General features: G+C 70.0%; 17 protein-coding genes and 1 pseudogene. 3 read left to right on the top strand and 15 right to left on the bottom strand.

Features of this window, described 5'->3' with window-relative positions; all coding sequences use genetic code 11:
• Positions 1 to 41: 41 nt before the first annotated feature.
• From rpsO to rimP, 12 genes and pseudogenes are all read right to left on the bottom strand, one after another.
• The gene (rpsO, locus tag AC4GYY_RS09155) at positions 42 to 311 is read right to left on the bottom strand and encodes a 30S ribosomal protein S15 (protein ID WP_491119957.1); all 270 of its coding nucleotides are present in this window, start codon (positions 309 to 311) and stop codon (positions 42 to 44) included.
• A 21-nt stretch (positions 312 to 332) separates the two neighbouring features.
• Complete coding sequence (truB, locus tag AC4GYY_RS09150; RefSeq protein ID WP_491119956.1) at positions 333 to 1,358, bottom strand: tRNA pseudouridine(55) synthase TruB; 1,026 nt, start codon at positions 1,356 to 1,358, stop codon at positions 333 to 335.
• Positions 1,324 to 2,013, bottom strand: coding sequence for a site-2 protease family protein (locus tag AC4GYY_RS09145; RefSeq protein WP_491119955.1), 690 nt, complete (start codon positions 2,011 to 2,013; stop codon positions 1,324 to 1,326). Before AC4GYY_RS09145 ends, truB begins: the two co-directional genes overlap by 35 nt.
• A 118-nt stretch (positions 2,014 to 2,131) precedes the next feature.
• Positions 2,132 to 2,701 (bottom strand): annotated as a pseudogene (locus AC4GYY_RS09140) (thymidine kinase); the annotation flags it as partial.
• A gap of 1 nt (position 2,702) precedes the next feature.
• A complete protein-coding gene (locus AC4GYY_RS09135; protein WP_491119954.1) occupies positions 2,703 to 3,095 on the bottom strand; it encodes a type II toxin-antitoxin system VapC family toxin in 393 nt (130 codons plus the stop codon).
• Entirely contained in the window at positions 3,092 to 3,352 is a 261-nt protein-coding gene (locus AC4GYY_RS09130; RefSeq protein ID WP_491119953.1) for an AbrB/MazE/SpoVT family DNA-binding domain-containing protein, read from the bottom strand. Before AC4GYY_RS09130 ends, AC4GYY_RS09135 begins: the two co-directional genes overlap by 4 nt.
• 21 nt (positions 3,353 to 3,373) lie before the next feature.
• Positions 3,374 to 3,763, bottom strand: coding sequence for a 30S ribosome-binding factor RbfA (rbfA, locus tag AC4GYY_RS09125; protein ID WP_491119952.1), 390 nt, complete (start codon positions 3,761 to 3,763; stop codon positions 3,374 to 3,376).
• Positions 3,764 to 4,075: 312 nt separating this feature from the next.
• Positions 4,076 to 6,871 (bottom strand): translation initiation factor IF-2, encoded by a 2,796-nt coding sequence (gene infB, locus AC4GYY_RS09120; RefSeq protein ID WP_491119951.1) that lies wholly within the window; start codon positions 6,869 to 6,871, stop codon positions 4,076 to 4,078.
• Complete coding sequence (locus tag AC4GYY_RS09115) at positions 6,868 to 7,599, bottom strand: DUF448 domain-containing protein (RefSeq protein WP_491119950.1); 732 nt, start codon at positions 7,597 to 7,599, stop codon at positions 6,868 to 6,870. The genes infB and AC4GYY_RS09115 overlap by 4 nt, the downstream gene beginning before the upstream one ends.
• A complete protein-coding gene (locus tag AC4GYY_RS09110; protein ID WP_491119949.1) occupies positions 7,580 to 7,816 on the bottom strand; it encodes a tautomerase family protein in 237 nt (78 codons plus the stop codon). Before AC4GYY_RS09110 ends, AC4GYY_RS09115 begins: the two co-directional genes overlap by 20 nt.
• Positions 7,816 to 9,471: a transcription termination factor NusA gene (nusA, locus tag AC4GYY_RS09105; protein WP_491119948.1), complete on the bottom strand. Its 1,656-nt coding sequence runs from the start codon at positions 9,469 to 9,471 to the stop codon at positions 7,816 to 7,818. Before nusA ends, AC4GYY_RS09110 begins: the two co-directional genes overlap by 1 nt.
• A complete protein-coding gene (rimP, locus tag AC4GYY_RS09100; RefSeq protein ID WP_491119947.1) occupies positions 9,471 to 10,025 on the bottom strand; it encodes a ribosome maturation protein RimP in 555 nt (184 codons plus the stop codon). The genes nusA and rimP overlap by 1 nt, the downstream gene beginning before the upstream one ends.
• A gap of 156 nt (positions 10,026 to 10,181) precedes the next feature.
• On the opposite strand from rimP, the gene AC4GYY_RS09095 reads away from it, so the two are divergent.
• Positions 10,182 to 11,423, top strand: coding sequence for a PQQ-dependent sugar dehydrogenase (locus AC4GYY_RS09095; RefSeq protein WP_491119946.1), 1,242 nt, complete (start codon positions 10,182 to 10,184; stop codon positions 11,421 to 11,423).
• Positions 11,424 to 11,478: 55 nt separating this feature from the next.
• Here AC4GYY_RS09095 and AC4GYY_RS09090 read toward each other — a convergent pair whose 3' ends face one another.
• Genes AC4GYY_RS09090 through AC4GYY_RS09080 form a run of 3 tightly spaced genes read right to left on the bottom strand, consistent with a single transcriptional unit; the run spans position 11,479 to position 13,741 of the window.
• Positions 11,479 to 11,859: a PaaI family thioesterase gene (locus AC4GYY_RS09090; protein ID WP_491120245.1), complete on the bottom strand. Its 381-nt coding sequence runs from the start codon at positions 11,857 to 11,859 to the stop codon at positions 11,479 to 11,481.
• A gap of 5 nt (positions 11,860 to 11,864) precedes the next feature.
• Positions 11,865 to 12,296 (bottom strand): PaaI family thioesterase, encoded by a 432-nt coding sequence (locus AC4GYY_RS09085; protein ID WP_491119945.1) that lies wholly within the window; start codon positions 12,294 to 12,296, stop codon positions 11,865 to 11,867.
• A 38-nt stretch (positions 12,297 to 12,334) separates the two neighbouring features.
• A complete protein-coding gene (locus tag AC4GYY_RS09080; RefSeq protein ID WP_491119944.1) occupies positions 12,335 to 13,741 on the bottom strand; it encodes a UdgX family uracil-DNA binding protein in 1,407 nt (468 codons plus the stop codon).
• Between the two features lie 117 nt (positions 13,742 to 13,858).
• On the opposite strand from AC4GYY_RS09080, the gene AC4GYY_RS09075 reads away from it, so the two are divergent.
• A complete protein-coding gene (locus tag AC4GYY_RS09075; RefSeq protein ID WP_491119943.1) occupies positions 13,859 to 17,998 on the top strand; it encodes a GAF domain-containing sensor histidine kinase in 4,140 nt (1,379 codons plus the stop codon).
• Entirely contained in the window at positions 17,995 to 18,756 is a 762-nt protein-coding gene (locus AC4GYY_RS09070; RefSeq protein WP_491119942.1) for a LytR/AlgR family response regulator transcription factor, read from the top strand. The genes AC4GYY_RS09075 and AC4GYY_RS09070 overlap by 4 nt, the downstream gene beginning before the upstream one ends.
• Positions 18,757 to 18,780: the final 24 nt, after the last annotated feature.

Raw genomic sequence — 18,780 nt, 5'->3', positions numbered from 1 at the left:
GAGCCGATACGAGAAGGGCGCCGCGAGGGCGCCCTTCGGAATTACTTGCGAAGGCCGAGCTTCGCGATGAGGGCGAGATAGCGGTCGCCGTCCTTCTTGCGGAGGAAATCCAGCAGCGCGCGACGCTTGTTGACCATCATCAGCAGGCCGCGGCGCGAGTGGTTGTCCTTCTTGTGGCCCTTGAAATGCTCGGTCAGGTTGCGAATCCGCTCGGTCAGGATCGCGACCTGCACTTCGGGGGAGCCGGTGTCGCCGTCCTGGCGGGCGTGGTCCTTGACCACTTCGGTCTTGCGTTCGGCGGTGATCGTCATTTCAGGTCCTTCGACATCGGGTCACAGGTTGAAGCCGCGGACCACCCGCATCTCGCGGGCCTGAACCTCCACCAAGGCAACCGGAACGTCGTCCAGCAGCGCGAAATGAGGGCCATCGTCGGCGGCGATCCCGGCCAGAACGCGCCCCTGTCGGAGCGCCCCTGCCTGGTCGGGAGTGAGGGATAGAGCCGGGATGTCGTCCAGCCCCGCCCTCAACGGCAGGAGTGCGTGTTCAAGCTCGCGCGCCTTAGCGAGTTCGGCGAGTTTGTCCAGCGAAATGGCGTCGGCGAGCGTGAACGGCCCCGCCTTGGTGCGGCGGAGCATGACGACGTGCCCGACGGTGCCGAGCGCGCGGGCGATGTCGCGGGCGAGGCTGCGGATGTAGGTGCCCTTGGAGACGTGCGCGGTGAAGGTCGCTTCATACAGATCCTCCCCGGCACGGGGAGGGAGACCGTGCGAAGCATGGTGGAGGGGGCCCGCTGCGGACGGTGTCGCCTGGAGCGGCCCCCCTCCGTCGCCTTCGGCGCCACCTCCCCGTGCCGGGGAGGATCGAAGGGAATACACGGTCACCGCCCGCGTCGCGAGGACCACCTCTTCGCCCGCGCGCGCGAGATCGTAGGCGCGCTCGCCGTCGATCTTGAGCGCCGAATAGGCCGGCGGGACCTGCTCGATCGGCCCGGTGAAGCGCGGCAGCACCGCCTCGATCTCGGCGGAGGTCGGGCGGACATCGCTGGCCGCGATCACCGTCCCCTCGGCGTCCAGCGTATCGGTCTCCTCGCCGAAGCGGATGGTGAAATCATAGACCTTGTCGCTGTCGAGCATCCGCCCGGCGAGCTTGGTCGCCTCACCCAGCGCGATCGGCAGCACGCCCGTCGCGAGCGGATCGAGCGTGCCGCCGTGGCCGACCTTCGCCTTGGCATAGCCGCCGTCGCGCAAGGCCCGCTTGACCGCGCTGACGCCCTGGGTCGAGCCGAGCGCGAGCGGTTTGTCGAGGATGATCCAGCCTTGCACCTCAGGCGATCGCGTCGGCGATCGAGAGATAACCATCGGCGACCGCGTTCGCGATCGGGCCGACCACCCGCCCGACGATGTTCCACTGCGGCGCGATCATCGGCACCACCACGATCAGCAGAATCGCCGCCAGCATCGCATAGCGCGAGAACCCCGCCCAGCGGATCGCGAGCGGGCGCGGCAGCAGGCCCTGAACGATATGCCCGCCGTCGAACGGCGGGAAGGGCAGCAGGTTGAACAGCGCCAGGAAGACGTTGATCATCAGGAAGTTGGTGACGTTGGACAGCCAGAACGCGGACCAGCCGGTGGCGCCTTGTCCGCCCGTCGGCTCCCAGCTCAGCCCCAGCACGATCGCCGCGACCAGCGCCAGCGCGAAGTTGGTCGCGGGGCCGGCGGCGGCCACCAGCATCATTCCCGTCCGCGGCTCCCGCAGCCGGCGGGCGTCGACCGGGACGGGTTTGGCCCAGCCGAACACCGGCAGATGCGCGAGCGCCAGCCCGAGCGGGAGCAGCAGGGTGCCGACCGGATCGACGTGGCGCAGCGGGTTGAGGCTGAGCCGCCGCCGCTCGTGCGCGGTCGGATCCCCGAGCAGACGCGCGACCCAGCCGTGCGCCACCTCGTGGAACACGATCGCGATCACCAGCGGGACGATGTAGACGGCCGCACGCGCGACGATAGTGTCGGGGGTCATGGCGCGGATGTAGGCGTCAGCTCCGCGTCCCGCCACGGGTGTCGAACGGGAGCGGGAACACCCGCGCGGGCGCGACGTCCCGCGGCACGAACGGCGCGATCGTCACCCGTCCGGTCTGGATCGCGGCGGTGAAGTGGCGGCGGCACAGCGCGACATAGCGTTCGTCGCCGCCAATCTCGGTCTGTGCGCCCTGGCGCACCGCATTGCCCTCGGCATCGACGCGCAGGTTCATCGTCGCCTTGCGCCCGCACGCGCACACCGATTTGATCTCGATGAGGGTGTCGGCAAGCGCGAGCAGGCGCGCGGAACCTTCGAACAGTTGCCCGCGGAAATCGGTGCGCAGCCCATAAGCGAGGACCGGGATGTCGTGCGCGTCTGCGAGGGCGGCGAGCTGGTCGACCTGGGCGGTGGTGAGGAACTGGGCCTCGTCGACCAAGACGCAGGCGATGTCGATCAGTTCGACTCGCGCGAGCACCGCGCCGGCGATGTCGGTCCGCGCGTCAAACATGGTCGCGTCCGCGGTCAGCCCGATCCGCGAGGCGATCGTGCCGGGGGTGAAGCGATCGTCGACCGCGGCGGTGAACAGCATCGTCGCCATGCCGCGCTCGCGATAGTTGAAGTCCGCCTGGAGCAGGTTGGTCGACTTCCCCGCATTCATGCTGGCGTAGTAGAAGTAGAGCTTGGCCATCTCAGGCGAGGGTTTCGATCGCGAGTGGCGTGTCTTCCCCGACCGCGCGGGCGATCTCGCGATCGAACGTCACGAACGTCGACGCGACGCCGCCGGCCATGATGAGGTGCGTCGCGTCAGCCCAATCGGCGCCTTCCCTGAACCGACCAATCGCCCAGCGGAGGCCGTCTTCATCGCTTGTATTCACGGTCTGGATCGAGAGCAGGGCGAGCAGCAAATCCGCGACCAGGGTTCGATCGAGCTTGAGCTTCTTGCCCAGGACCCAGCCGAGTTCGAGCCAAACGGTAGGAGTTATCCAGACGGGATCGCCCACGATCGCCTTGGCGACTTCGTGCTGGGTCGGCTCGTCGGCAAGCAGCAGCCTGACGAGGACATTGGTATCGACAGCTCTCACCCCTCGTCATCGTCTACATCTGCCGACCAACTGAGTTGGTGGATCGCGATGGGCGGTCCCTCATGTTGATACAGCGATCGAAACTTTGCGACCGCGTCTTCCACGGTTAATGATTTCGACCGGGGTCGCCGAAGAGTCACGAAATCCCAGCCTTCGACAACCTCCAGATCATCGCCCGCACCCCAGCCAAGCCGCTGCCGCACGTCACTCGGGACAACGACCTGCCCTTTGCCGGACATCTTCGTGATCGCGTTCATTCGGGTAAGATGCGTCTTACCTCATTCGCCGTCAAGGTCCCGCGCCACCGTGGGCTGGCGCAGCAGCGCCGCGATATGCTCGCCCTCATCGAAGCTCTCGTCGGGGAGGAACTTGAGCTTTGCCGCATATTTCATCTTCACGCGGGTGGCGACCTCGCGCTGGAGGAAGGCGGTGTTGGTGCGCAACGCCTTGAGCACCGCCTCCTCGTCCTTGCCGAGGAGCGGCTTCACAAAGACGGTGGCGTGGCGCAGATCGGGCGACATCCGCACCTCGGTGACGCTTACCATGTGCTTCGCCAGCGTCTCGTCGTGAACGTCGCCGCGTTGAAGAACCTCCGACAGGATGTGACGCACCTGCTCGCCGACGCGAAGGGTGCGGACGGAGCGTTCGACGTTGGCGGTTTCGCGCATCTTGAAACTCGGGCTCGATCGGGCTATTCAATAACGGCAGTTGTTGACGCTTCGATACGTCACTTCTTGGGCTCGGGTGTTCCTGCACCCGGGCCCAAACTGTTTGGGGCCCGGCGTTCCTGCACCGAGCCCCGCACTCGCCTAGCGGCGACCCAGCTCGATGAGCTTGATCACCAACCCGACAATCGCAATGACAAGCATCGCGACGCCGAGCGCCAGTGCTGCAGTCGTCTGATCTCCGATAAAGCCACCTCCTTACGACCGGCAGGTCGCCAGTCGCAGGAGGTGATTAACCGGCCCTTCTCCTAGTCGCTACAGCGTCCGCTCACGCATCTCGACCTCGAACGTCTCGAGGAAGTCACCCGCGCGGATGTCGGTGAAGTTCTGCGTGAACGTCACGCCGCACTCCAGACCCGCGCGAACCTCAGGCACGTCGTCCTTGAACCGGCGGAGCGAGGCGATCTCGCCCTGGTAGATGATGACATCGGCCCGCGTGATGCGCGCCTTGAGCGCCTTGCGGATGACGCCTTCGGTGACGAGCAGACCCGCCGCCTTGCCGGTCTTGCCCGCGGAGAAGACCTCGCGGATCTCGGCGCGGCCTACGACGGTCTCGAACGCCTCCGGCCCGAGTTCGCCCGCCATGCCGGCGCGGATCTCGTCGATCAGGTCGTAGATGACGTCGTAATATTTGAGCGCGACCTTCTGCCGCTCGGCGATCTCGCGCGCCTTGGCGTTGGCGCGGACGTGGAAGCCGATGATCGGTGCGCCCGACGCCCCCGCGAGCGTCACGTCGCTCTCGGTGATCCCGCCGACGCCCGAGTGCAGCACCCGCGCCTTGATGAGATCGGTCGAGATCTTGTTGATCGACGCGACGATCGCCTCGACCGACCCTTGCGTGTCGGCCTTGACCACGAGCGGATATTCGATCGCCTTGTTCGCCGCCAGCGCGGAGAACATGCTCTCGAGGCTCGCCGGGGCGGTCGTGGTGCGCTTCTGGGTGAGCACGCCTTGGCGATATTCGGCGACCTCGCGCGCCCGCGCCTCGTCCTCGACGACCTGGAGCTGGTCGCCCGCGGACGGTGTGCCCGAAATGCCGAGCACCTCGACCGGCATCGACGGCCCCGCCTGCTTCATCTGACGCCCCTTGTCGTCGACCAAGGCGCGGACCTTGCCGCTCTCCGCACCGACGACGAAGATGTCGCCGACCTTAAGCGTGCCGCGGGTGACGAGCACCGTCGCGACCGGGCCGCGGCCCTTGTCCAGGCTCGCCTCGATCACGCTGCCCTCGGCCTCGCGGTCGGGGTTGGCGCGGAGCTCCATCAGCTCGGCCTGAAGCTGGATCTTCTCGATCAGCTCGTCGAGCCCGGTCTTCTTGAGCGCGGAGACCTCGACGTCCTGGACCTCGCCGCCCATGCTCTCGACCTGGATGTCCTCGCTGAGCAGGCGCTCGCGCACGCGCTGCGGATTGGCGTCGTGCTTGTCGACCTTGTTGATCGCGACGATCATCGGCTTGCCCGCCGCCTTGGTGTGGTTGATCGCCTCGATCGTCTGCGGCATCAGCCCGTCGTCGGCGGCGACCACCAGCACCACGATGTCGGTCACGTCCGCGCCGCGCGCGCGCATCGCGGTGAACGCCTCGTGGCCGGGCGTGTCGAGGAAGGTGATCTTCGACTTGTCCTTGAGCGTCACCTGATAGGCGCCGATGTGCTGGGTGATCCCGCCCGCCTCGCCGCGCACCACGTCGGTGCCGCGCAGCGCGTCGAGCAGCGAGGTCTTGCCGTGATCGACATGGCCCATGATCGTCACCACCGGCGGCCGCGGCTTCAGATCGGCCTCGTCGTCGGGCGCGGTGTCGAACGCCAGGTCGATGTCCGAATCGGAGACGCGGACGATGTTGTGGCCGAACTCGGTCACCAGCAGCTCGGCCGTGTCCTGGTCGATCGTCTGCGTCATCGTGACGGGCGAGCCCATCTTGAACAGCGCCTTGACCAGATCGGCGCCGCGCTCCGCCATGCGGTTCGCCAGCTCCTGGACGGTGATCGCCTCCGGCACCTGGACGTCGCGGATCTGCTTGGCCTGCGGCTCGCGCAGCCCGCCGAAGCCGCGCTTCTCCTTCTCGCGCGCGCGCTTGAGCGCGGCGAGCGAGCGGGCGCGGGCGCTGCCGTCCTCGTTGAGCGCGCGATTGACCGTCAGCTTGCCGCCGCGACGCTCGTCGGCCTTGCGGTCGCGCGGGGTCGGCCGCGACGGCGGCGCGTTGCGCGGAGTCGCCTGACCGCTCGGCAGTGCGCGCGGCTGACCCGGGGTCTGCGACCCCGCATTCGCCTGCGCCGTGGCGGGAGCCGCCTCGGCGGGCTTGGGCTCGGGCTTGAGCTGCGGCCGCGGGATCTCCGGACGCGCGACCGGCTGGAACCGGCGCGGCGCGGGCATCGAGGGATCGGGCGCGAGCACCATCGGTCGCGGCGGCGCGGGCGGCGCTACCGGCTGACGCGGCTCGGGCGCGGGCGCCGCACGCACGGCGGGCGTGGATGCGGCGGGCGCGGCCGGAGCCGTCTCCGCCGGAGCCGGGGCGGCGGCCGCCTCGGATCGGGCGGCGGGCGTTGCCACCGGCTCGACGTGCGGCTGGGCTGCGGCCGCGGGGGTCGCGGCCGGAGCAGGCGTCTGCGCAGCGACGGGCGCTTCGGCGGCGGCGCGCTGTTCCTCGGCACGGCGGCGCGCGGTCTCGACCGCCTCTTCGGCGGCGCGGGCGCGCTCGGCGTCCTCGCGGTGGCGCGCATCCTCGAGCGCGCGCATCCGCTGCGCCTCGGCCTCGCGCAGCAGCTTGGCCTGGCGCTCCTGCGGGGAGAGCTGGTGCGAGACGCCCGCCGCGGGCCGCGGCGGCGTGTCGGCGACGCGCGCGACGGGCGCCGGTGCCGGCGTCGGCTCGGGAGCGGGCTGTTCCGGCGCCGCCCCCTGCGGACCGAGCACGCGGCGACGCTTCACCTCGACCACCACCGTATTGCTACGGCCGTGGCTGAAGCTCTGCTTCACCTTGCCGGTCTCGACGGTGCGCTTCACCCCCAATGGCGCGCGCATCCCGAGCTTCGGCTTGTCGTTATCGGTCTCGCTCACTCAACGTCCTCGTGTTCGTCACGGCCAGATGCGTCCGGAAGAAATCCGGGCGCCGATGCGCCTTGCGGGGCCGTTCCGCAAGGTGCCGGGATCAGGTCGGGGCCGGTATAGTGCAGCCACCGCGTCAGGGCTTCGCCCAGGCGTGCGGCCGCCGCTGTGTCGGTGACGCCGATGTGTACCACGTTTTCGCGGCCCAACGCCATCGACAATATGGGGCGGGCGACCGGGAGCGCCAACCCCTTCAGATCCGATCCGTCGCGATCCGAGCCGACGCGCCACGCCTGGGCGAGCTTACGCGCGCCGTCGGGCGAGGCGTCGGCGGCGTGATAGAGCGCGCGGAGCTGCCCCTTGCGCGCGGCGTCCTCGATCCGCTCGCTGCCGGTCAGGACGGTGCCGCTCCGCGCTTCCAGCCCCAGCCGGTCGAGCGCGTTGCGTTCGAGCGCGGCCTCGAGCCGTGCGGGCAGATCGTCGGCGATGGTGAACGCGCCGATCTTGAACGCGCGCGCGAGCTGGCCCTTCAGCCGCCCCTTGGCGATCGCGATCTCCAGCTCGGCGCGGGTGACCCCGATCCACGCGCCGCGCCCGGGAGCCTTGGCGCGCACGTCCGGCAGCACCTGCCCGTCGGGGGCGAGCGCGAGCCGGACCAGTGCCGCGCGCGGCGCGCGGTCGCGGGACAGGATGCAGGATCGGGTCGGGTCGGCTACGGTCTCATTGCGAGGGTTCCGCATGTGCGTCCTCCCTCGGGTTGAGCGTCGGGGCGGCGCGGTCGGCGATGAGGATGCCGGCGGCCCCGTAATTCTCGGGGCTGACCTCTTCGATCACGATCTGGACCGCGGCCGGGTTCTTGCCCAGCCGCGTGACGAGCGACGCGGTGACGTCCGCCACCACGCTCGCCTTCTGCGCCTTGGTGGCGGAGCCCGCCAGTCGGATCGAGACGAACGGCATCAGGCCTCAGACGCCTCCTCGCCCGCGGTCGCGTCCCCGGCAGGCTCGGACGCGGCGCCGTCGTCCTCGAACCAGTGCGCGCGCGCGGCCATGATGATCTCGTTGCCCTGCTCCTCGGAGAGGCCGAAGGCGCCGAGTACGCCGCCCTTGTTCTCCGTCCGGGTGTCGCGGCGCGGCGCAGTGTCCTCGCCGCGACGACGGGGCTCGGCGCGCTTCTTCTCGATCAGCTCGTCGGTCGCGAGATCGGCGAGGTCGTCGAGCGTCTTAATCCCTGCCTTGCCCAGCGTGACCAGCATCGCCTCGGTCAGATACGGCAGGTCGGCGAGCGCGTCCTCGACGCCCAGGCGCTGACGCTCCTCGCGGTTCGCCTGCTCGCGACGATCGAGCGCCTCGAGCGCGCGCGACTGAAGTTCCTGCGCGAGATCCTCGTCGAACCCTTCGATCCCGGCGAGTTCGTCCAGCTCGACGTAACCGACCTCCTCCAGCTCGCCGAAGCCCTCGGCGACCAGCAGCTGCGCGAGCGTCTCGTCGACGTCCAGCTCGGTCTGGAACATCTCGGTGCGCTCGGTGAATTCCTTCTGGCGCTTCTCCGAGGCGTCCTGCTCGGTCAGGATGTCGATCGCCTTGCCGGTCAGTTGCGACGCGAGGCGGACGTTCTGGCCGCGGCGGCCGATCGCGAGGCTCAGCTGATCATCGGGAACGACGACCTCGATCCGGTCCTCTTCCTCGTCGATCACGACGCGCGCGACGTTCGCCGGCTGGAGCGCGTTGACGACGAAGGTCGCGGTGTCGGGCGACCAGGGGATGATGTCGATCTTCTCGCCCTGCATCTCCTGGACGACCGCCTGGACGCGGCTGCCCTTCATGCCGACGCAGGCGCCGACCGGGTCGATGCTCGAATCGTGCGAGATGACGCCGATCTTGGCGCGGCTGCCGGGGTCGCGCGCCGCCGCCTTGATCTCGATGATGCCGTCGTAGATCTCGGGGACTTCCTGCGCGAACAGCCGCTTCATGAAGTCGGGATGCGCGCGGCTGAGGAAGATCTGCGGCCCGCGGTTCTCGCGCACGACCTTGAGGATCAGGCTGCGGATGCGGTCGTTCACGCGGACCACCTCGCGCGGGATCTGCGCGTCACGGCGGATCACGCCCTCGGCGCGGCCCAGGTCGACGACGACGTGGCCGAACTCGACGCGCTTGACAACGCCGGTGATGATCTCGCCCGCGCGATCCTTGAACTCCTCATACTGGCGCTCCCGCTCGGCGTCGCGGACCTTCTGGAAGATGATCTGCTTCGACGCCTGGGCCTGGATGCGCCCGAACTCGATCGGGGGGAGCGGATCGACGATATAGTCGCCGACCGCCGCGCCGGGCTGGAGCTTCTCGGCCTGGGCGACGTCGACCTGGGTGAAGTAATTGTCGACCGCCTCGACGACCTCGACCACCCGCCACAGCCGCAGGTCGCCCGTCGTCGCGTCGAGCTTCGCGCGGATGTCGTTCTCGCTGCCGTACCGGTTCTTGGCGGCGCGCTGGATCGCGTCCTCCATCGCTTCGATCACGATCGCGCGGTCGATCATCTTCTCGGTCGCGACCGAATTGGCGATCGCGATCAGCTCGGCCCGGTTGGCGGTGGCGACGCCGGCGGCGGTGGAGGCCATCAGTTCAGTTCCTCTTGTTCGGCGTCTTCGGCCTGTTCGTCTTCGAAATCTTCGGCGCCCTCGGTCACGAGCGGCGCGGTGGCGGCGAGCAGCCGGTCGGTGAAGACCAGCTTGGCGTCGTCGATCGCCGCGAACGGCAGCGTCGCGACGGTCCCCTGCGCCGAGCGGATCAGCACCGAATCGCCCGCCACTCCGGCGAGATCGCCCTTGAAGGTGCGCTGTCCGTCCTGCTTCTCCGTCAGCGTGATCCGCGCCTCGTGGCCCTGCCAGTCGGTGTAATCCCTGAGGCGGGTCAGCGGTCGGTCGATTCCGGGCGAGGACACCTCTAGCCGGTACGCTTCGTCGATCGGATCATGCGTGTCGAGCAGGTCCGACACGCGGCGCGACAGCTCGGCGCAATCGTCGATCGTCAGCTGGCGGGTGTCGGGGCGCTCGGCCATCACCTGGAGCGTACGCTCGTCGCCGCGCCCGAACAGCTTCACGCGCACGAGATCGAAGCCGAGCGCGGCGGCCTCGGGTTCGATCAGACGGGTGAGGAGGGGAAGGTCGGTCAAGAGCTCGCGTTCCGAATATGACGATGCGCGCCGCGGGGCAGGCCCCGCAGCCTCTTTCACCTGGCGATGTAAGAGAATGCAGAGGCGATATAGGCCAATTTCGACGCCTGCACAAGCGCGGGCGCAACCAAGTCCGAACCGGTCCGTTCGACGGTGATGATCCGCTTTCTCGCCGCCGCCGCCTTGCTGCCTATCGCCTGCTCCGCGCAGACCCAACCGCAAGCGCGATCCTCGTCGCAGGAACCGACGCGCACCGGCGCGGCGACCCCCGATTCGACTCCGCCGTTCAAGGTCGAGACGATCGGACGGTTCGAGTCGCCGTTCGCGCTCGCCTTCCTTCCCGACGGGCGATTGCTGGTGAGCGAGAAGGCGGGCCACATCAAGCTGCGCGCCGCCGACGGCAAGGTGACCGATGTCGCGGGCGTCCCCGCGGTTGCGTTCGGCGGTCAGGGCGGGCTGCTCGACGTCGCGCCCGCACCCGATTTCGCCAGGAACAAGCTGATCTACTGGAGCTACGCCGAGCCGCGATCGGACGGCAGCAGCCTGGCAGTCGGGCGCGGGCGGCTGGAGGAGACCGGCGGCACCGCGAAGCTCACCGGGGTGGAGGTGCTGTGGCGCGCGGGGTCCGACGGCGCGGGCGGCCAGTTCGGTGCGGCGATCGCGTTCGATCCCGACGGCCGCTCGCTCTACCTGTCCTCGGGCGAGCGCCAGCGCTTCACGCCCGCGCAGGACCCCGATCAGGCGCTCGGCAAGGTCCTGCACCTGACGCTCGACGGCGCGCCCTGGCCGGGCAATCCGGGCTTCGGCACGGTCGGCAAGAAGTGGATCATCGTCACCGATCCGCCCCGCGACAGCGAGGAGGCGAAGACCGCGCCCGGTAGGCGGGTCCCCGCGCGCCGTCCGAACACCACGCCCGCCGAGACGTGGAGCACCGGCCACCGGAACCCCTACGGTCTCGCCTTCGATGACGGCGGGCGCCTCTGGGAGGCCGAGATGGGGCCGCAGGGCGGCGACGAGATCAACCTGATCAAGAAGGGCAGGAACTACGGATGGCCGCTCGCCTCCAACGGCGACAATTACGACGGCGTGCCGATCCCCGATCACAAGAAGGGCGACGGCTTCGAGGCGCCGAAGGTGTGGTGGAACCCTTCGATCTCGCCGGGCGGGATCGCGGTGTATCGCGGCGCGATGTTCGGCGACTGGAAGGGCTCGCTGCTGGTTGCCGGACTCGGCGCGCAGGCGCTGATCCGGATCGCGTTGGCCGGCGACCAGGCGGCGAAGGCGGACCAGTGGGACATGGGGACGCGGCTGCGCGACGTGGCGCAGGCGCCCGACGGATCGGTGTGGCTGATCGGCGACGGCGCGGGCGCGCCGCTGCTGCGCCTGTCTCCCAAATAGGTCCGGCAGCGATCCGCGGGATGCGCGGATGACGCCGGCGCCGGCATCGGTCGGATCAGTCGCGCGAGATCAGATAGTTCATCCGCGCCGCCGCGATCGGCTTCGCGCGGTCGTCCTGCCACGCGGCCGCTTCGACGTTGGCGACGCGGGTGCCGAGTCGGGTGACGACGCCGGCAGCGCGTGTCGGCTTCTCCCGCCCGCCGCGCATGAAGTCGACCGTGACGTTGACCGGCTTGATCCGGCCGCCGCCTTCCGACTCCAGGGCATGGCGCAGCGCCGCGATCGCCGCGACCTCGAGCAACCCGGCGAGCGCGCCGCCGTGGACGAAGCCGGGGCGCCCCAGCACGTCGTCGCCGAAGGGCATTACCAGCACCGGCTTGCCGTCCTCCCATTCGAGCGTCGCACCCAGCAGATCGGCGTAGGGCGGCAGCGTCACGTCGGTCACGGCTGAGCGTCCAGGTTCATGTAGGTGCCCGCGACGTGCGCGATCGGATCGTCGGGATCGCCGTCGTGCGCGACGCCGCGGATAAAGCTGATCGCGCGCTTGATGGCATAACATTCGCCGCGCCCGATCACGTCGCGTCCGGGCGTCGCCGCGCGCAGATAGTCGACGCGCAGGTCGAGCGTCGCATGCGGCACGAAATGCCCGCGCCTGACCCAGATCGCGAGACTGGTGGCCATGTCCATCAAGGCGACGATCGGGCCGGAGGCGAGCACTCCCGAATCGGGGTCGCCGATCAGATCGGGGTGGTAGGGCAGGGTCATCTCGACCCAATCGGGACCGTGCGCGCGGTACGCGATGCCGATCCGCCCGCCGTGTCCGCCGAACGTGATCTTGCCGAGCCCGGCGACCGGAAGTTTGGTGATGTCCACTCCCGCGGCTCTACAGCCGGGCCGGTGCGAGGCAAGCGTCAGCCGGCGAGCGCGGCCGCGTGCGCCAGCTTCAGGTCGGCGACGAACCGATCGAACTCGGTGCGCTTCGCCGCCTCGTCGGGGAGGCGCAGGAGGTAGCTCGGGTGGACGGTGATCCACGCCTCGCCGCCCCCGAGCCCATCGGCGTCCGGCAGGCGCTGTCCCCGCCCGCGTTCGCGGCTGATCGTCATCGTCTTGCCGAACAGGCTGCGCGCCGCGGTCGCGCCGAGCGCCACCGTCACCTTGGGGCGGAGCAGCATCCGCTCCTGCTCGATCCACCAACGGCAGGCCTCGATCTCGCCCGTATCGGGCTTGGCGTGGATGCGGCGGCGCCCCCGCGCCTCGAACTTGAAATGCTTGACCGCGTTCGTGACGTACGTTTCGGCGCGCGTGATGCCGGCGGTCTCGAGCGCGCGGTTGAACACCTGCCCGGCAGGCCCGACGAACGGATGCCCGGCCAGGTCCTCCTGGTCGCCGGGCTGCTCGCCGACGAACACCATCGTCGCATCGATTGGACCTTCGCCGAACACCGTCTGGGTCGCGTGCTTGTGGAGGTGACAGCGGGTGCAGGCCATCGCCTCCGAGCGCAGCGCCTCCCATGCCGCCTGGCTGTTGCCGCCCCCCGTCGCGCGCGCCGTCTCGATCATCCCGCTCTCCCGTGCCTGCGCGCCCGCGATCAGCGCCGGGACGAGCGCGGTCTCGGGCATGTTCTTCCAATATTTGCGCGGCATCTCCTTCAGCATCGCCCCGATCTTGACGCGCGCGGGGTTGAAGATGCTGGCGTAATAGGTCTTCCACACCTCCTCGGTCGGATCGCCGTCGGGGGCGTCGGCTTTCGCCGCTCCAGGCCCTTCGCGCAACGCCGCGCCGTCCCAGTGCAGCGAAGTCTCCGGCGTCAGGATCGACCAGCGCATCGACGCGAAGCGGTTGACGAAGAAGGCGGCATTGGCGCGGACGATATGGTGCTCGGGCTCGAACCAGGCGACGTAGCGCGAGCCCGCTTCGTCGGCGACTTCGCGAAAGCGCAGGAAGGCGCGCATCTTGTGGATGTCGCGGCGCACCTCCTTGGCGAGATGTTCCAGCCGCCGGACCAGCGGATCGGCGTGATCCTCGGCGAGCTTGGGCGCGGTGCGCAGCCGCGACAGCATCGTATAGAGCAGCGCGAACCGCTCCTGATCGCGGTGGAGGATCGCGTTCCGGGCGAGGTCGAGGAAGACGCGGCTGACCTTGAGCGGCGCACCCGTGGGATCGTGGCGAGGTTCGGCATCGACGGCGAAGAGATCGGTCGCCTCGTCGCCGACCTGCCAGACGACGTCCTCGGACCGCTCGCCCGATGCGATCAGTCCGCGCGCGGCGTCGCGCCAGGCGTCGAAATCGTCGGGAGCGGGCAGGGTGACGACGCGCACGGAGACGACAACCGGCGAACCCCGCGTCCGGTTGCGCGTGGGCCTTGGCGACGAATGGGCGACGAAGCGGACGCGGCGCCCCTCTCGTCCCTGCCGCGGTGCTGATAGGATCGGGAGATGAGCTCCTCCGACGGCGCCGCCCGATCCCTCTCGCTTAGTCCGGCCGCCGCCACCGAGGCGGTGAAGTTGCGGTTGTCGGAAAGCCTCGCCGGGGCGCCCGAGCCGACCGAGATCCTGCGCACGGTCGCGCAGATCATCGGGCGGCACCTGGGCGTGTCCCGCGTCGCCTATGGCGAGATCGAGCCGGGCGAGGACGTGATCGTCATACCGGCCGAATGGACCGACGGGGTCGCGTCGATGATCGGCCGCCACCCGCTCCATCGCCGGTCGGCGTTCGTCCGCGACTATGCCCGCGGGCGGACAGTCGCGGTCGCGGATGTCGGCGCGATGGATCTCGTCGCGGCCGAGCGCGCGATGATGGAGGAGACCGCGTGCGCTGCGTGCATCTCCGTCCCGCTGCTGCGCGACGGCGAGCTGGTCGCGCTCTTTTCCGCCACCCACCGCGAGCGGCGCGTCTGGCGCGCCGACGAGATCGCGCTGGTCGAACACGCCGCCGCGCGGACCTGGAGCGCGCTCGAGCACAGCCGCGTCATCGCCCGCCTGCGCGAGAGCGAGGCGGCGATGAGCGAGCGCGACCGCCACCAGACCTTCCTGATCGACTGGACCGACCGCGTCCGCCACGAAGCCGATGCCGCGGCGATCGCCCGGCTGACCGTCGAGCGCCTGGCCCGGCATTTCGGGGTCTCGCGATCCGGTTATGCGGTCGCCGACGAGACCGGCGCCTCGCTGCGGATCGTCGCGGAGGCGCATGTCGACGGCGAACCGACGCTTGGCCTCGCCTACACGCTCGACCGGCTGGGGCCGACGATCGCCGCCGACTTCCGCGCCGGGCGGATGGTCCGTTTCGACGACGCGAGCGCCGATCCCCGCCTGTCGGAGAAGCTGCGCGGGTTCGCGCGTGCGATCGGGCTCGCCGCCGATCTGTCGATGCCGCTGATCGCGGGCGGCAAGCTGCGGGCCGTATTGTCGGTCACCCAGCGGCTGCCGCGCACGTGGACCGCGGGCGAGGAGCAGCTGCTGCGCGAGATCGCCGCGCGGATGTGGACCATCATCGAAAAGGCCGAGGCGCGCGAGGCGCTCCAGGCGCGCGAGCGACATCAGGCGTTCCTGCTCGACTGGTCCGACGGGGTGCGCGATATCGAGGGCGACGAGGCGATCGTCGCCTTCACGCTCGCGCGGCTCGGCGGCTATCTCGGCACCTCGCGCGCGAACTTCGCCGAGATCGAGGGAGACCGCGCGACCGCGCGCATTTCGGTCCGCCAGGAATGGTTTCGCGACGGCCACCTCGCGCACGATCGCGCCGCCGTCAGCGAGGGGGTGCACGACGCCTATCTGGACGGCGCACTCGTCGTGGTCGAGGACGTGACGGGCGACCCGCGGTTCGACGAAGCGACGCGCGACCGTTATCTTGCGGTCGAGGCGGCGTCGTTCCTCGCCGCGCCGATGATGGGCGGCGGGCGCGTCCGCGGCTTCCTGTCGGTGCAGGACGCCGCGCGGCGCCGCTGGCATCCGTTCGAATGCCAGCTGCTCCGCGACATCGCCGACCGGACATGGGGGCTGACCGAGCGCGCCCGCGCCGTCGCCGCGCTCGCCGCGCGCGAGCGCGACCAGACGTTTCTCCTCTCGTGGAGCGACGAGGTCCGCGTGCTCGGGACGCCCGAGGCGATCGTCGAGACGACGCTGGCGCGGCTGCGCGAGCATCTGTCGGCGTCGCGCGCGTGCCATTCGGACATCCAGCTCGATGGCGGCAGTTACCGGATCGTCGCCGAGGCGCGCCACCATACGGTTTCGGTGAACGGGCTGGTCTATCCTTCCTCCAACCTCAGCGACGAGGTGCGGCGGACCTATCTGGCGGGCGCGCCGCTCGTCGTCCCCGACATGGCCGGAGACCCGCGCTTCTCCCCCGCCGCGCTCTCGGGCTTCGCGCGCGCGGAGGTCGCCGCCCGCGTCTCGGTGCCGCTGTCGCGCGGCGGCGAGGTGCAGGCGATCCTCGCGATCGATTCGAAGACGCCGCGCCGCTGGACCGAGCAGGAGGTGGCGCTGGTCCGCGACGTCGCCGACCGCATGTGGACGCAGATGGAGCGCGTCCGCGCCGAAGCGGCGCTCAAGGAGCGCGAGCGGCACCAGGCGCAGCTGATCGCCTGGACCGACCGGATGCGCGACGAGCGCACCGCCTGGGGAATGCTGACCGCGACGCTCGATCACCTCGGCGCGGCGCTGGGCGCCTCCCGGATCAATTACGCGGAGACCGGCGAGGACGGCGAGGTGCTGCATGTCCTCCACGAGTGGAAAGCGGGCGGGCCGAGCGTGCTCGGCGCCGATTTCCCGCTCGATTTCCTGGGTCCGAGCGTGCGCGGCGCACTGGAGAGCGGGACGCCGTTCGTCGTCGAGGACATGGCGGGCGACCCGCGCATCGCCGACGAGCACCGCCCGCTCTACAAGGGCATCGGCGTCGGCGCGCTGCTGACGCTGGCGATGGTGCGCGGCGGCAAGGTGATCGCCAACCTGTCGGTCCAGCAGACCGAGGCACGGCGCTGGCGGCCGAGCGACGTCCAGCTGTTCGCCGACCTCGCCGAGCGAACCTGGTCGCTGCTCGAACGGCGGCGGTCGGAGGAGCGACTGAACGAAAGCGAAGCCCTCCTCGCCGCGTTCATGGAGAATGCGCCGATCGCGATGTACCTGAAGGACACCGCCGGCCGCTACGTCCGGGTCAACCGCGAGATGGCGGTGGTGCTCGGCTGCGAGACGACGAGCGACGCGCTCGGCCGGACCACGCACGACTTCATGCCCGCGCCGGTCGCCGCCGAGGTCACCCGGCTCGACCACGCAGCACTCGACGGCGGGGTCCATGCGGTCGAACTCGAGATCCCCGGGCGCGAGCGCTACGCGCATGCGCTGTCGGTCCGCTTCGCGGTTCCGGGCTACGATGGCCGGATCGGGCGTCTCGGCGGCTTCGTCATCGACGTGACCGAGCGGCGGCGGACCGAGGCGGCGCTGGAGCAATCGCGCGCGTCGCTGTTCCAGACGGAGAAACTGTCGGCGCTCGGCTCGCTGCTGGCGGGCGTCAGCCACGAGCTCAACAATCCGCTGTCGATCGTCGTCGCCCAGTCGGTGATGCTCGAGCGCCAGACCGCGGGCTCGCCGCTCGCCGAGCGCGCGGCGAAGGTGAGGAAGGCCGCCGATCGCTGCGCGCGCATCGTCCAGACCTTCCTGGCGATGGCCCGGCAGAAGCGGCCCGAGCGCAAGCCCGTCGAGCTGAACCAGATCGCCGCCGCGGCGGTCGAGCTGACCAGCTACGGCGTGCGCGCCGACGGCATCGCGGTCGAACTCCAGCTTGCCGAGGACCTGCCGCGGATCTCGGCGGATGCCGACCAGCTCCATCAGGTCATCGTGAACCTCGTCGTCAATGCGCAGCAGGCGATGGTCGACGCCGGCGACGCGGTGCGTCGCGGTGGCCGGATCACCGTCCGGACCGCGTCGGGGCCGGAGCCGGGAACGGTGATCTTCGAGGTCGCCGACACCGGCCCCGGCGTTCCCGAGGACGCTCGCCGGCGCATCTTCGAGCCGTTCTTCACCACCAAGCCGCAGGGGCAGGGCACCGGCGTCGGCCTGTCCTTCTCGCAAGGCCTGGTCGAGGCGCACGGCGGACGGCTGGCGCTGGTCCCGTCCAAGAAGGGCGCGGTGTTCCGCGCGACGCTGCCGGTCGAGCGCGACCGGACGCTTCCCCCGGTTGCGTCCGAACCCGTCGCCGATGCGGCCGCGCCCGTCGAGCGCCTCGCGCTGGTCGTCGACGACGAGCCCGAGATCGCCGAGGCGCTCGCCGACTTCCTCACGATCGAGGGCTTCGCATGCCACGTCGCCATGGGCGGCGCGGCGGCGATCGCCAGGCTCGAGACGGGGGAGGCCTACGATCTCGTCGTCAGCGACATCAGGATGCCGGGCGTCGACGGTCCGCAGCTCCACGCCTGGATCGGCGGGCATCGCCCCGACCTGGCCGACCGTCTCGCCTTCGCGACCGGCGACACATTGGGGGCCACCGCCGCGAATTTCCTTGCCGAGGTGAAGCGTCCGGTGCTGGAAAAGCCGTTCACGCCGCAAGCTGTGAGGGACTTCGTGCGGCGGATGGAGGGGGCATGACGAAGACGCCGCATATCGTCGTGGTCGACGACGAGGAGGACCTGCGCGAGCCGACCGCGGCCTATCTGAGCGAGCAGGGCCTCGACGTGTCCGAGGCGGGCGGGGGCGCAGAGCTCGACGCCGTGCTCGCGGCGAAGCCGGCACAGCTCGTCGTGCTCGACGTGACGATGCCGGTTGAGGACGGGTTCTCGATCGCCCGTCGCCTGCGCGCGAGCGGCGCGCCGATCGGCATCGTGATGCTGACCGCCCGACGCGACGTGGTCGACCGCGTCGTCGGGCTGGAGCTGGGCGCGGACGATTATCTGATGAAGCCGTTCGAGCCGCGCGAGCTGCTCGCCCGCATCCGCGCGGTCCTGCGGCGGCTGGAGGCCTCCGGCGACGCCGCGCCCCCGTCCACGCCGGTCGCGCCAGCACCGAGCGCGGAGGGCGACTATCACCGCGAGATCTGGGTGCCGACCGGGCGCGGGCAGATCCGCCTGCCGGTGGACATGATCGAGTGGATCGAAGCCGCGAAGGACTATGCGCTGCTCCACACCGCCGAGCGTAGCCATATGATCCGGGTGACGATGCAGACGCTGGAGGAGCGGCTCGACCCGGCGACCATGATCCGTGTCCACCGCTCGTCGTTCGTCCGGCTCGACGCCGTCGCCGAGATCAACCAGATCGGGCGGCACACGGTGCTGGTGCTCACGTCGGGCGCCAGCGTCCGGGTGGGGCCAGCGTATATCGCGGAGATCCGGCACCGTCTCGGGCGCTGAACGGGTTTCCCCGAGTCGCCAGTT

Source organism: Sphingomonas sp. SP6 (assembly GCF_058313435.1).
This window is presented reverse-complemented; position numbering and strand designations above follow the sequence as displayed.